The organism is Chitinimonas sp., assembly GCF_041904975.1.
Classification (GTDB): domain Bacteria; phylum Pseudomonadota; class Gammaproteobacteria; order Burkholderiales; family Chitinimonadaceae; genus Chitinimonas.
Map to the genome: position 1 here is coordinate 1 of NZ_JAYRLZ010000105.1, position 13,906 is coordinate 13,906.

The following is a 13,906-nucleotide window of genomic DNA, read 5'->3' on the forward strand; positions in this document are numbered from 1 at the left end:
AGGCCCTGGCGCAGGCAGTGCAGCAGGCGCAGTTGCTGCAGCTGCAAAACCAGTTGCGCCCGCACTTTATCTTCAACGCCCTCAACAGCATCCGCGCCCTGATGTTTGAAGACCGCGAGGCTGCCGCCGCGATGATCACCGGCCTGTCCACCTTGCTGCGCAGCAGCCTGCAAGGCGAACAGGGGCTGACCACGCTGGCCGATGACTGGGCGCTGGCGCAGCACTATCTGCATATCGAGGCGGTGCGGCTGGAGCGGCGTCTGCGCGTGCAGTGCGACATTACGCCGGCACTGGCGGCGCGTCCGCTGCCGGCCTTTACCTTGCTTACCCTGTGCGAAAACGCCATCAAGCATGGCATTGCACCGCTGTCCGAGGGCGGCAGCCTGCTGATCAGGGCGCAGGAGTCGACAGATGGCTGGCAGCTGCAGGTGTGCAACCCCTGCACCAGCGCGCGGCCGGAAGGTTTGTCGCTAGGGCTGGCCAATCTGCGCGAGCGGCTGCGTCTCTTGCAGCCCGACGCCCGCATCGAGGCAGGCCGTGATGGCGATCAATACCGGGTGTGCCTCAGTTTCACGGGAGCGAAGCATGCGCATCATGCTGGTGGATGACGAGCGCCTGGCGCGCGCTGAATTGCGCCGCCTGCTGGCGCCCTATGCGGTGGAGATTGTTGCCGAGGCGGCCGATGGCCTGTCGGCCCTGCAGGCCTACGCGCAAGCAAGGCCCGATGTGCTGTTTCTCGATATCGACATGCCGGGCATGAGCGGCATCGAGCTGGCCTGCGCGCTCGACGGCCAGGCGCATATCGTGTTTTGCACCGCCTATGCCGAATTCGCCAGCAAGGCCTTCGACTTGCAGGCGGCCGATTATCTGGTCAAGCCGGTCGAGCCGGCCCGCTTGGCCCAGACCATGGCGCGTTTGCAGGCTGGCGCATCGAGCTATCTGCCCGATGAGCATCGCCTCCTGCTGCGGCGCGGCGATCAATTGCACTTGCTGCGCCTGGGGGACGTGCTGCGCTTCGATAGCGCCGGCAACTATGTGCAACTGACCTCGGCCTCCGGACGCTACCTGCTGGCCGGCAGCCTCGCCCGCTTGCTACCAAGATTGGACCCGCAACGCTTCTTGCTGGCCAGCCGTGGCACGGTATGCCGCTTCGATGCCATCACCAGCCTGAGCGACGAAGGCGGCTCGGCCTTGTCGCTGCACTTGAGCAATGGCGAACAGATCGCCCTGTCGCGGCGGCAGGCCAAGGTGTTGCGGGAGCGGTTTACTTTGTAGCGAAGGGTGCCCCAGCACAAACTGCGCCCGCATTTTCTGTGCGAGGGGTACCGGCCGCAGACACGTGTGCAATACTGCGCCTCCGCCCGATCAAGCCCCGTTTTGCCATGAAATATGTATTGTTTCCCCAGCTGCTCATTGCGGCTGCGCTCGCCCTGCCTACCGTTGCCCAGGCGTGGATGTGTAGTAAGCCCGAACCCGAGGACGCGCTATACGACGCTCCCGCGATTATTTACGGCCATGTACTGGAGCCTGACCCCAAAGAATGCCAGTACGAAAAAGACGAAATATACATTGAAGGCTATGGGGCCCATCGGAAGGCTCGTTTCCATGTTGATGTCGCGATCAAAGGCAATGTCCCGGATGAAGTAACACTTGGTTATGGGTCGTGGGGTTGTGGCCGCGGCGTCAAGAAGGGCGAGATACTGACGCTTTTTGCATGGAAAAGCAGTCGGGAGTTGTACTTTAAAAGACATCGGTGCGACAAAAACTGGCCGGCTTACGACCCGAACAATCGCCAGCCCGATGCTGGCGCTGCCGTGTTGAATGCGTATCTGGCAAAGCGCCGTGAAATGGATGAAAACCTTGCCAGGCCGCAGCCGGATATTGCGCTGCTACAGGCACAGGCCTGGTATTTTGCCGAGCGCAATGGCCAAGACGAAGCGATGCGGGCGATCGATTTTTTGCTGGCGCGCAACCCGCGCGACGCCGCCGCCATTGCCGCCCGCGGCATGCTCCGGTATTGCCGGCGTGACTTCGCCGTCGCTCTGGCCGATTTTCAGGCCGCATTGGCGATAGACAGCAAGCAGGCCAATGCCCGCCACGGTCGCGCCATGACACGCATACAACTTGGCCAGCCGCTTGATGCCGGCGACAACAATTTTGCTGGCCTTCGCTTTGGCGGTGACCGGGATGAAGGCGGAAGCAAAGCTCTCACGCTGGTCGGGCAAAGCCTGGCAGGCGCGAACTTCAGCAAGGCGCGCCTGGGCAAAGCAGACTTCAGTGGTGCCGACCTGCGCGGTGCCGACTTTAGCGATGCGGTAATGCAGGAATGTAATTTCACCGGTGCCAAACTGCAGGGCGCCCGTTTCGAACGCAGCCAGTGCCACGAAGCAAATTTTGGCGGTGCGTCTATCCACGGCGCCAGTTTCCGCCAGGCCGCCTTTGATCAGGCGCAGTTTGCTGGCGCTCACCTGGCGGTCGAACCCAGCAAACGCGTGGCCTTGGCCAGGGGGGCAAAACGCATGCCGAGCCAGCCTGTGGCCCCCGATTTTACCGATGCCTATTTTGACGAGGTATCGTTTGCCAAGGCGAATCTGCCCGGCGCGGTGTTTCGCGATGTGCGGTTCCGCCATGGCGGCGATTTTTCCGGCGCCGACCTGAGTGCTGCCAACTTCAGCCATGCTTTCATTGGCGGTGGCGAATTCAAAGATGCCAAGCTTGCCGGCGCCTTATTTGCAGGCGCCACCCTGAAATCTGTCACCTTGGCCGGGTTGGATTTACGCGGCCTTGTGTTCGATGGCGCCAAGGCCTCAGAGCTTGATGTCAGCAAGGCGCAGTTGTCCAAGTCCAGCTTTCGCGGCGCGATACTTGAAAATGCCACCTTTGACCACGCCCAGCTCGACCACGCGACCTTTAACGGTGCGACCTTGAAGCATGTCAAATTCAATGGTGCCCTGCTCGCCGATGTCGATTTCGATGGCGTGGCGCTTTCTGAGGAGAGCGAGTTCAAGCACGCTCAAATGCAAGGGGCGTACTTTCGTGGTGCCAAACTGTCGGATGCTGTGTTTGACGATGCCGTGCTTGACCGGGCGCGGTTTGATAATGCCACGCTGAAACAGATGTCACTGCTCCGGGTTACCGCGCCAGGTGCCCTGCTTATCGGCACGGTACTGGAACAATCCAAGCTGGAGGCCAGCAACTGGCAGGGTAGTACATGGCGCCGCGTCAGTTTGGCGGGGGTCAGTATGCGTGATGCTGATCTGCGTGGCAGCACGCTACGCGCCCTAGCCTTTGCGCGGCGCCTTGCAGATGGAACCGATGCAAACCGTCCGATTGATCTGCGCGGTGTTGACCTGACGGGCCTGATCGGTGTGCAAGCAGACGATGGCGTAGTACCCATCACCGACTGCCGGACGCGATTTGGCAGCAATGCATTCAACAATGTCGAGAATCCGTACGAGCAGGAAAAGCTGCTTACTTTCCCGCTTTGGTCAAACTGCCCAGGCAAGGCAGATGAAGCAGACCGGCGTGCTGCTGACACGGCTTTGCACCGAGGCGCCCTAAGCACATGGCGCGTTCTGAATGCCACCGGTGCCGATCTGGCTGGACGCACGCTGACAAATCTGCGCTTGATCTATCCGGTACTCGATCAGGCAAACATCGCAGGCGCCACCCTCGACAAGGTTGATATCGAAGCATGCAGCTGCGCAAACACCGACTTCTCGCGCGCCGAGATGTCGTCGGTGAATCTGAATGCAGGCTATTTCCACGGCGCGAGCTTCAAAGACGCCAAGCTGAGCAAGGCGACCATCCGCAATATCGACTTCAGCAAGTCTGTGCTCGACGGGCTGACGCTGGCCGAAAGTTGCTTCGACAAGAAGACGGTGTGGCCAACTGGCTTCGACCCGGTCGCGGCGGGCGGCAGTCTTTGCCAAAAGGAGGCCAGTTAGCGCGGTCCCAGAAGGGGCTCTGTGCGGAATTGAGGCATTGCCGTAATCAATGCGGCAAGGGGTGGTTCTTTTTAAGGCATTGAAGTTGAATATATTTCTCTGATTTTTCGGCCTAGGTCTTATGCGCCTTCGGCGCGAATGATCTGGCGTGGGTCCCTCGCACTGCATGGCCAATCTCTCAGTTCGCTTCGCTCACCAGGAATTTGGGACGCCGTAGCCAGGCTGCAATCCTTTGCGTCGCCAAAAGACAATGGCCAGCGGAAAAAGATGACCCTAAGGCCTCGGCCGGTTGTGCCGGTTTCGCGGGGTAGTCCGGCGAGCCCGCCTTCGTGGCTGAAGCCACGCCTACTGTGTCAGGTGGCCATGGGGCGTGCACCTCGCTGGCCGATGACGCAGCTTGCTGAGTGCCTACCCTGTGCACATGAAGGCGCCGGTTGTGCGGCCTTGGCGGTAGAGCGGGCTAGGGCAAGCCCTCGGCCTGCAGCTTCGCCCAGGCGTCGGTGGCATCGAGTAGCGCCGTGGCGCGCGTATCGTCGGCGTGGGCGAGGCGCTGCTCTGCCAGCAATTGCGCGTGCCCTTGCAGGTTGAGGCCGCCGTGCACGCCATCGATCAGCCGCTCGCGCCGATGGTTGGCCCAGCGCTGTTGCTCGTCGGCATTGAGGCTGTCCGGCCAGTTGCGGGCACGGTAGCGGAACAGCAGCTCTTCCAGCCGCCCATCGTCAAAGGCGGTCGGTACATGGACCAATTCGCTCGGGCCAAGACGCCGCAGGCGCTCCAGCCGGCGCCGGTCGGCGTCGCCGATAAAGCCGTCGTACAGTGCCTCGTCGACGTCGCGTGCGCCGGAAAACTGGCGTGCCTGGTATACCTCACGCAACAGCCCGACCAGATCGGGGCCGCTGCTCAGCAGGTCGGCGTGGCGCATCGCCTGCGCCATATCGATGCCCAAGGCTTCGGCCCGTGCCGGAGACAGGGTGCGCAGATTGTTCACCACCACCGGTGATTTGTTCAGGTGGATGGTCTTGATCGGCAGCCGGCCCACCCCTTCGGGCAGTTCGTCGCTGCGGCTGAACAGGCGCTGCCGTACCTGCTCGGCATCCAGGGCAAACAGTTCGCTCGGGTCGTGGGCCAGGTCCCATACCGCCAATTCGTTTTTATTGGTGGGGTGCCAGGCCAGCGGCATTACCACCGCCAGGCAGCCGCGTTGTGCCGGATACATGCCGGAGATATGCAGGAAGGGTCGGCGCTGGGTCGGGGCGATCTCATCGACCACCGCGTCCTTTTTACGCAGGCGGTAACAGAACTCGAACAATTTGGGCTGCTGCTGGCGAATCAGGCGCGCGAGGCTAATGGTGGCATGCACATCGCTCAGTGCATCGTGCGCTGCCTGGTGCGACAGGCCATTGGCGGCGGTCAGGTGTTCCAGTTTGAAGCTGGGTGAGCCATCGTCGCGCAAGGGCCAATCGATGCCGTCGGGCCGGAAGGCATAGGTGGCACGCACGCAGTCGAGCAAATCCCAGCGCGAACACTGTTGCTGCCATTCGCGGCCATAGGGGTCGTAGAGATTGCGCCATAGCAGATGGCGGGTCAGCTCGTCATCAAAGCGCAAGGTGTTGTAGCCAGTGCCGCAGGTGCCGGGCGCCGCCAGCGCGGCGTGGATGGCGGCGACGAACTCGAACTCTGGCAGGCCGCGCGACTGCGCCATTTGCGGAGTAATGCCGGTAATCAGCACCGATACCGGGTCGGGCAGGAAGTCGTTCGTGGGCTGGCAAAACAGCTCCAGCGGCTCGCCGATGATGTTCAGTGCCAGATCCGTGCGGATGCCGGCAAACTGGGCCGGCCGGTCGCGCTGCGGGCGCAGGCCGAAGGTTTCGTAGTCGTGCCAGAAAAAACTTGCTTCAGTCATACAGATAATCACGCTCTTCCATGCGCATCAAAACCCAGGCGGGGACCAGCAGGGCGAAGGGCAGCAGTGCCAAGCCCAATCCCATGGTACGGGTACTGCTGGCGATGCCGGCCCACAGGCTGCAATACAGCATCAGGCCGATCAGCTCCAGGCTGCGAAAGCCATTATTGGTGCGCGCCTCGGCGCGGCTGACCGGCCGGAAACGCCAGCGGGCCAGAACGGCGGTTGACAGGCTGGACACCAGACAAACCAGCGCCAGCGCCATGCCTTGCCACAGTGATTGGCTGGCTTGCAGCAATACCGGTGGCAACAGCACGACCCACACCGGAATCAGGGCTGCCAGTAGCTGCCAGCGCCACAGGCGGTTGCGGTTCTGCGGCGCGCCGAACACCAGGGCCGGCGCTTCATCGAGCGCGGTGGCCGACCAGCACAGCGTGTAGCTCGACAAGGGCGCGATCATCCCCAGCATGGCGGCCGATATGGCATAGCCGGCAGTCTGCCCGTCCGGGTCGTGTGCCCCTTTCATGAATGGAAAGATCATGGTCGATAGCGGGGTCAGCAGATTGGCTGCGGTCATCGGATTGCGCAGCATCAGCTTCCATTGCTGGCGCAGGATCAGCCAGGGCAGGTGCAGATTGAAGCGATGCGATACCGGCTTGGCGCGCTGGCTGTCGGCGGTATTGCTCGCTTCCAGCACCATCCGGCCGAAGGCACGGCTGCTTGTCAGGGTGAGCACGATGCCGACCAACAGAAAGGCAAGGCTGGGCAGCCAGGCGCCGCTGACCGAGCCGGCCCAGAACTCGCTCCAGGCGCCGGCTTGCCCGACCGCTTCGCCTTTCTTCGGGATCAGATGCTGGATGAAAAAGCCGCTACCCATGAATAGCAAGCTCGCCCAGCTGCCATAACGCTTTACTCTGGCCACACCGAACAGGCGCAGCAGGCCGCCGGCCAGTGCCTGACCGGCCGCACTGGCGATCAGCGCATAGCCGAGAATGGCCGGATACAGCAGTAGTAGATGAAACTGCCCTAAAAACGGCCCGACATTGGCAAAGGGCAAGATCAGCAAGGGAAAACCCAGCAGACTGTTCAACGCGACCTGGTACTGTCTGGCACGGCTCAGGCTTGCCAGTGCGACCGGGCTGCTCAGTTGCAGATCCAGCGCCTGTTTGCTGCTGAGCTGGTTGATCACGGTGTAGCAGGCCACCAGCACCATGGGGGCAAAGCTGATCTGGCCGAGCAGCGCCAGCATCTGGGTCAATTGCTGCGCTTCGTTGATCGAGGGCGTCCGGCTGGCGTGCTGGCTGATCCAGATCAGAAAGGCAGGAATGGCGTGCATGAGCAGCAAAAGCAAGCCGCGCAGCAGCCAGCTCAAGGCGCCGGGCAGGCGGAAACTGCCGCGCCGCGCGCCCAAGCTGCGCAAGGCGTGCAGTAACTCCCAGCGCAATAGCCACAACGGGCTGGCAGGCTTGAGCCAGCGCTTCATGCGGCCGTCTCACTGGTAAAGGCGAGGAAAACATCTTCAAGACTGGCGCCGGGCAGATCGCATTGCTCGCGCAATTGCTCCAGCGTGCCTTCGCCCACCAGGCGGCCGGCGCGGATGATGCCGATGCGCTCAGCCAGCTTTTCGGCCACTTCCAGGATATGGGTGGTCAGCACCACCGTGCAGCCTTGCCGGACCTGCTCTTGCAGCAGCTCCTTCACATCACGCGCGGCGGCAACATCGAGTCCGGTGAGCGGCTCATCCAGCAGCAGTAGTTTGGGCTGGTGTATCAAGGCGCCACACAGGGCGAGCTTTTGCTGCATGCCGCGCGAGAAGCCTTCGCTGTATTCGCCGCGATGCGCCCATAGCCCGGCCCATTGCAGCAATTGCTCGGCGCGCTGCTCGGCCGGTTCTGCCTCCATGCCCCACAGGCCGGCCACGTATTCGAGATACTCCAAGGGGCGCAGCTTGCCGTACAGCAAGGGCTCGTCCGGCAGATAGGCCAGCGGCTGCTTGGCCGCCTCCGGCTCGGCGACGATATCGCGGCCAAAAATGCGCACACTGCCAAAGTCCGGCCGGGTCAGCCCGGCGACCATGCGCAAGGTGGTGGTCTTGCCGGCGCCGTTATGCCCGAGCAAGGCATAGAACTGGCCAGCCGGCAGGGTGAGCGACAGATCATCCACCGCCGCGCGCTCGCCAAAGCGCTTGCTGAGGTTGTGTATGGACAGTGCAGGTGGATTCATCGGCGCTTCCTTGCAACATCAACTGCGAAAGCGGCGAGTATGCAGAACAATGGTGGCGATTGCACTCGCCTTGCAAGGGATAGGTTCTCGGCTTCGATGCAGCACTCGGGCCGCAGCGCGTCAGCTGATCAGCTTCCTCCGCGCAATATCCTTCTCCCGCAAGCGGGAGAAGGTGGCCCGGAGGGCCGGATGAGGGCGGCAAGCAGACATACCTCGCTACGAACCCCTTTCGGCATCGCGGCTCTGTTGACGTTTTGTCGACGCGATCCGCCGACAAAACGTCAACAAAGCCTGGCGTGGACTCAAGCGGCGCCGTGCTGCTTGAACCAGGCCAAGAGGCGCTTGAAGCCATCTGCCGCTGCTTCCTTGTTGTAAGTCGGGCGATAGTCGGCATGAAAACCATGGTCAGCGTCGGGATAGACGACGATTTCACCGGGCTTGCCGGCCGCCTTGAGCGCGGCGCGCATCTGCTCGACGGTGTCGAGCGAAATGCCCTTGTCCAACGCGCCATACAGGCCCAGGACCGGTGCCTTCAGCTCGGCAGCCAGATCAACCGGATGCTTGGGTGTCATCTCCGAGCTCTTGCCGACCAAGCGGCCATACCATGCCGTACCCGCTTTCACTGCCGGGTTATGCGCGGCATACAGCCAGGTAATGCGGCCGCCCCAGCAAAAGCCGGTGACGCCAAGCCGCGCGGTGTCGGCGCTGCCGCCGGCCTTGGCCCAGGCCACGGTTTTGTCCAGATCGCTCATCACCTGGGCATCCGGCACCTTTTGCACCACCTTGATGATGTCGTCGATGCTGGCCAGTTTCGACACTTCGCCCTGACGCGCATACAACTCCGGTGCCACGGCAAAATAGCCAGCCTTGGCAAAGCGCCGGCATACGTCACGGATATGTTCATGCACACCGAAGATTTCCTGCACCACCAGCACCGTGGGAAACGGGCCCTTGCCGGCGGGCATGGCGCGGTAGGCCGGCATATCGCCATCGCCGACCGGAATCTTCACTTCGCCGGCCACGAGGCCATCGCTATCGGTGCGGATCACTGCATCGGCACGCGCCGGCTGTACCGCCAGGGCAAAGCCGGCAGCCAGCGAGCTGACGACGAATTCCCGGCGGCTCAATTCGCTGCGCGGCTGGAACGGGGTGGCATCGGGGTGGATTTTGTCGTTCATCTGCGTCTCCTGGCGGCATTGCATGGACTGCGCTTGTGCGCGGAATCGCCTTTATGGCTAAATCAACCGCGAAAGTCCACCCTTGGCTGGAGCCGTGTATGCCGCTTGCCGCTGTTCGTCGATTTGCCTCGTGGTTTTTCCTGGTCGGGCTGGCCTGCTGGCTGGCAGCATGCGGCGGCGGTGCCGGTGGCGGTTCCAGCACGGCGGTGACGCCAGTCACCAAGGATTCGCTGACCCTGACCATGACACTGGCCGATGGCAGTGTCGCCAACCGCTTCCCGGCGGGCAGTGCGGTCAGCATCGGCGTGCAGCTGCTGGCGGCGTCCGACCCCGCCAAGCCGATTGCCAATGCCAGAATCACGTTTTCCAGCACCGCCACCATTGCCACCCTGGGCTTGCCAAGCGGCCAGACCCTGACCGATGGCCGTGGCCTGGCCGTTACCACCCTGACCGGGGTGGCGCAGGGGGTGGATGTGCTGAGCGTCACCGCCAGCTACACCGACAGCAAGGGCGCAGCGCAAACGCTGTCTACCACGCTGACCTATGAGGTGCTGAAATCCGCCGTGGTGGTACCGACCCAGCCCAGCCTGAAAATCGCCTTCGATGGCAGCAATAATGTGGTCAGCGGCAGCCAGTCCAATCTGGTCGCCACCGTGCTCGATGTCAGTGGCAAGCCGGTGCCTAATGCCCTGGTGACCTTTAGCAATGACAGCAGCTATGCGGTGTTCAACCCGGAATCGGGCACGACGCTGACCGATGCCAGCGGCATCGCCCGCATGGGTATTATCGGTACCAGCAAGCTCGGCGCAGACAAGATCAGCGCCAGTGTGTCGGTAGCCGGGGCGGCCGGGGTGGATACCACGGCGACGGCCTCCATTCCTTATCAGGTCGTCGCATCGTCGCCGGTCGGCGTGCCTACGTTGAATCTGGCATTGAGTGTCGGCGGCAGCAATTCCAGCACCCTGCAGCAAAACACCGATGGACTGATTACCGCCGTGTTTGTCGATGCCAAGGGGCTGCCGATTGCCAATGCACTGGTTACCTTCGAGCTGGCATCGTCCGGTGCGGGCGGCGCCGTATCGCTAGGTGCGCTAAGTGCATTGACCGACAGCCAGGGGCGCGCATCGACGTCGGTGTTCGGTGCAAGCGTGCCAAGTGGCACGCCGACGCGCGGCGCCGTCACCATCAATGCGACCGCATCGGCCGGCAAGCAGTCAGCGGCGGCAACACTGTCATTCAATTATGTGCCGCTGATCGCCAGCATCAAGTCGCTGCAGGTAGCCCTGCCTCCGGGCTTGAATGCGCTGCCAGCCTCATCGACTGCGTCGGTCGTGGCTACCCTGGTCGATGCGGCTTCCGGTTCACCCTTGACCGACACCGTCACCGTCAATTTCACCAGCGCTTGCGCTCAATCCGGTCGCGCCACCATCAGCGCCAGCGCCATCAATATCGGTGGACAGGCCACTGCTACCTATACCGACAAGGGCTGTGGCAGTCAGGACACCATTACGGCCACGGTCGGTTCGCGCTCGCTGTCCACATCGCTACTGATCGCCGCAGCCAGCGCCTCCTCGCTGACCTTTGTCGATGCAGTGCCGACCACGCTTGGCATCAAGGGCAGCGGCAATGGCGAGGTGGCGACGGTACGCTTCCGCCTGGTCGATGCCAGCGGCAACCCGGTGGCGGGCGGCCTTATCAATTTCTCGCTCAGCACGGCGGTAGGCGGGGTCAAGCTCAATACCACATCGGCAAGCTCGGATAGCAATGGCTTGGTGTCAGCCCTGGTGCAGTCCGGCACAGTGGGGGCACCGTTGGTGGTGACCGCCACGCTGGCCAGTAATGCCGCCATCTGGGCGCAGTCGCGCCAGCTGTATGTATCGACCAAGATTCCGCACCAGAATGGTTTCTCATTGTCGGCGTCGGCGCATAACCCGGAATTTTTCAACTACGACGGCGAAACCATCACGCTGACCGTGCATGCGTCCGACCGCTTCGGCCTGCCGGTGCCTGATGGCACGCCGATCAATTTCCGTACCGAGGGCGGTATCGGCATTGTCCGGGACCTTGGCAGTACGGCTTCGCCGGTGGGCGGCTGCGTAACCAGTGGCAGTGCCTGCACGGTGCAGCTGACTTCAGCCGGTGATCGTTCGCGCTTGCAGACCAATTCCGGGCCATTCCTGTTCGACACGGGCCGGCAAGTGATCATTGCGTTCGCGGTGGGCGAGGACAGTTTTGACGACAATAACGGCAATGGCGTCTTTGATGCTGGCGATACCTTCCCGCCGGCGTCCAATTCCGGCAGCTATCGTCAGGGCGAACCATATCTGGATGCAAACGCCAATGCGGTGCGCGACAACGGCGAAGAGTTTGTCGATTACAACAATAACGGCAGCTATGACGGGCCGGATGGCAAGTATCGCGGAATCAGCTGTGCCCACCCCAGCTTGTGCGCCAGCTCGCCAAGTCGCTTGGTGTTCGACAGTAACTTGATCATCTGGTCAGGCAGCGCGGCAGACTTCAGCAGGCTGACACTGGCTGCACCTGATGCAGACGGCGACGGCAATGCAGCGACGGCAACCGGTCTTGGAGCCGGAGCTGCAGCAGTGAGCTTTACCGGCAGTGCTGCGCACGGCGGCTGTACCGATGGCCAGGTGCTGCGTCTGAGTTTGCCGCTGACTGATGGACGCAGTCGCCAACCGAACTTCCTCAATCCCCTGCCGGTTGGCACAACGGTGGCGATTACCACGACCAATGGCACGCTGGATGCCAATTCGGCCTCATACACCGTGCCGGACACTACCGAGGCGCCGATCATGCCGATCGTACTGAGCAGTGATGCGACCTATGACGCTACGTCGGCAACCTGCACCAATTCGCTGAGCAGCGGCGTGTTGACGATCAAGATCACCACGCCCAAGGGAATCGTCAGCCAGTATTCGATCGGTGTGCGTGATTGAGCCCTAGCGGGAGCGGTTTGCGCCGCTCCCGCCAGGATGCAGGCGCAATCGCGTGCGCCTGCCTCATTTGGCAATTCAGACCATGGTTACAGACCCGCCAGCACCTTGATATGGGCTGCCACGCTGCGGCCCAGCGCCGACAGGTCGTAGCCGCCCTCCAGCACCGACACCAGCCGGCCTTCGCCATGTGTAGCGACAACAGCCATCAGCTGTTCGGTCACCCAGGCATAGTCGTCTTCCACCAGGCCAAGCGAAGCCATTTCGTCCTCGCGGTGGGCATCAAAGCCGGCCGAGATAAACAGCATCTGCGGCTTGAAATCATTAAGTACCGGCAGCCACTGCTCGCTGACAGCGCGGCGGAAGTCTTCGCCGCGAGCGCCGGCTTTTAGCGCCACATTGTGCATATTCGGCCCCATGGCCCGCTCGCCGCAGTAAGGGTAAAACGGCGATTGGAAGGTCGACACCATCAATACGCGCGGATTGTCGTGGAACAGCTCCTCGGTGCCATTGCCATGGTGCACGTCAAAATCGGCCACCGCCACCCGCTCGATGCCCTGTTTGAGCGCATGGGCGACACCCACGCCAAGGTTGTTGAAAAAACAGAATCCCATGGCGCGCTTGGATTCGGCATGGTGGCCCGGCGGGCGCACCGCGCAAAATGCGTTGCTGGCGTCGCCAGCCAGGACCATATCGGTAGCCTTGACCACCGCGCCGGCGGCGCGCAGGGCGGCTTGCAGGGTATGCGGGCTCATGGCGGTGTCCGGGTCTACATGGACAATGCCGTGGTCCGGACTCAGCCGCTCCAGCGCTTCCACATAGCGCGGCGGATGTACCAGCGCCAGTTGCTCATGGGTGGCCAGTGGCGCCTCCACGTGCAGCAGATGGTCCCATAGGCCGGCGGCCATCAAGCGGTCTTGAATGGCGGCAAGGCGGTCGGGGCTTTCCGGGTGGTGGGTACCCATATTGTGGCGGGCACAGTCAGGGTGGGTGAGATAGGCAGTGGACGTGCCACCGCCCATTTTGCGGGCCAACCAGTTCAGCAAGATTCTGTCTCCATGGGCCATGGTGGCGATGAGAGCACGCTCACCGCGCCGGGACGCCGGTTTGCGCCGGATCGCGCTTGTAGTGCGCAGTTTACGGCGGGGGGTGATATAAACCAATAGTCGCGCCGCCAGTCCAAGCGCCCTTTTTCCAAGAGTTCTGCCATGAGCGCCGTTCAATCCATTGCCACCCTGCATGCCGTCCTGGCTCAGCTGGATCGCTTCATCCTTGGCAAACCACGCGAAACTCGCCTGGCGCTTGCCTGCCTGTTGGCACGCGGCCATGTGCTGATCGAAGATGTGCCGGGTGTCGGCAAAACCACTCTGGCCCATGCGCTGGCCGCCACCCTCGGGCTCGATTTCCAGCGGGTGCAGTTCACCAGCGATATGCTGCCGGCCGATCTGATCGGCGTGTCGATTTATGAGCGCGACGAGCACCGTTTCCGCTTTCATGCCGGGCCGATTTTCAGCCAGGTGGTGCTGGCCGACGAAATCAACCGCGCTACCCCGAAAACCCAATCGGCGCTGCTGGAGGCGATGGAAGAAGGGCAGGTGACGCTCGATGGCGAAACCCGCCCGCTGCCCGAGCCGTTTTTTGTCATCGCCACGCAGAATCCGGCGCACCAGATCGGCACCTTTGCGCTGCCCGAATCGCAGC

Annotated in this window: 10 protein-coding genes; 5 read left to right on the plus strand and 5 right to left on the minus strand. The window is 62.4% G+C overall.

Translation table 11 applies throughout. From position 1 onward, the window contains the following. From ACE3OH_RS11480 to ACE3OH_RS11490, 3 genes are all read left to right on the plus strand, one after another. Positions 1 to 608: sensor histidine kinase (locus ACE3OH_RS11480; RefSeq protein WP_374352363.1), on the plus strand; the 608-nt coding region annotated here is incomplete at its 5' end. Next, the gene (locus ACE3OH_RS11485; protein WP_374352365.1) at positions 586 to 1,275 is read left to right on the plus strand and encodes a LytR/AlgR family response regulator transcription factor; all 690 of its coding nucleotides are present in this window, start codon (positions 586 to 588) and stop codon (positions 1,273 to 1,275) included. The genes ACE3OH_RS11480 and ACE3OH_RS11485, both read left to right, overlap by 23 nt. Before the next feature lie 833 nt (positions 1,276 to 2,108). Further along, positions 2,109 to 3,947, plus strand: a complete 1,839-nt coding sequence (locus ACE3OH_RS11490; RefSeq protein WP_374352394.1) for a pentapeptide repeat-containing protein — start codon at positions 2,109 to 2,111, stop codon at positions 3,945 to 3,947. Positions 3,948 to 4,407: 460 nt separating this feature from the next. Here the strand turns inward: ACE3OH_RS11490 and sbcB are convergent, their stop codons facing one another. From sbcB to ACE3OH_RS11510, 4 genes are all read right to left on the minus strand, one after another. Next, a complete protein-coding gene (sbcB, locus tag ACE3OH_RS11495) occupies positions 4,408 to 5,850 on the minus strand; it encodes an exodeoxyribonuclease I (RefSeq protein WP_374352368.1) in 1,443 nt (480 codons plus the stop codon). Then, positions 5,843 to 7,333: a hypothetical protein gene (locus ACE3OH_RS11500; protein WP_374352374.1), complete on the minus strand. Its 1,491-nt coding sequence runs from the start codon at positions 7,331 to 7,333 to the stop codon at positions 5,843 to 5,845. The genes sbcB and ACE3OH_RS11500 overlap by 8 nt, the downstream gene beginning before the upstream one ends. After that, complete coding sequence (locus ACE3OH_RS11505) at positions 7,330 to 8,073, minus strand: ABC transporter ATP-binding protein (protein WP_374352377.1); 744 nt, start codon at positions 8,071 to 8,073, stop codon at positions 7,330 to 7,332. The genes ACE3OH_RS11500 and ACE3OH_RS11505 overlap by 4 nt, the downstream gene beginning before the upstream one ends. A gap of 302 nt (positions 8,074 to 8,375) precedes the next feature. Then, complete coding sequence (locus ACE3OH_RS11510) at positions 8,376 to 9,251, minus strand: dienelactone hydrolase family protein (RefSeq protein WP_374352380.1); 876 nt, start codon at positions 9,249 to 9,251, stop codon at positions 8,376 to 8,378. A 98-nt stretch (positions 9,252 to 9,349) separates the two neighbouring features. On the opposite strand from ACE3OH_RS11510, the gene ACE3OH_RS11515 reads away from it, so the two are divergent. Then, a complete protein-coding gene (locus ACE3OH_RS11515; protein ID WP_374352385.1) occupies positions 9,350 to 12,208 on the plus strand; it encodes a hypothetical protein in 2,859 nt (952 codons plus the stop codon). 86 nt (positions 12,209 to 12,294) lie between these two features. On the opposite strand, the gene ACE3OH_RS11520 is transcribed toward ACE3OH_RS11515, so the two are convergent. Continuing rightward, entirely contained in the window at positions 12,295 to 13,251 is a 957-nt protein-coding gene (locus tag ACE3OH_RS11520; protein ID WP_374352388.1) for a histone deacetylase family protein, read from the minus strand. A gap of 162 nt (positions 13,252 to 13,413) precedes the next feature. Here ACE3OH_RS11520 and ACE3OH_RS11525 point away from each other — a divergent pair. Further along, the coding region (locus ACE3OH_RS11525; RefSeq protein WP_374352391.1) for an AAA family ATPase at positions 13,414 to 13,906 on the plus strand (493 nt) is incomplete at its 3' end.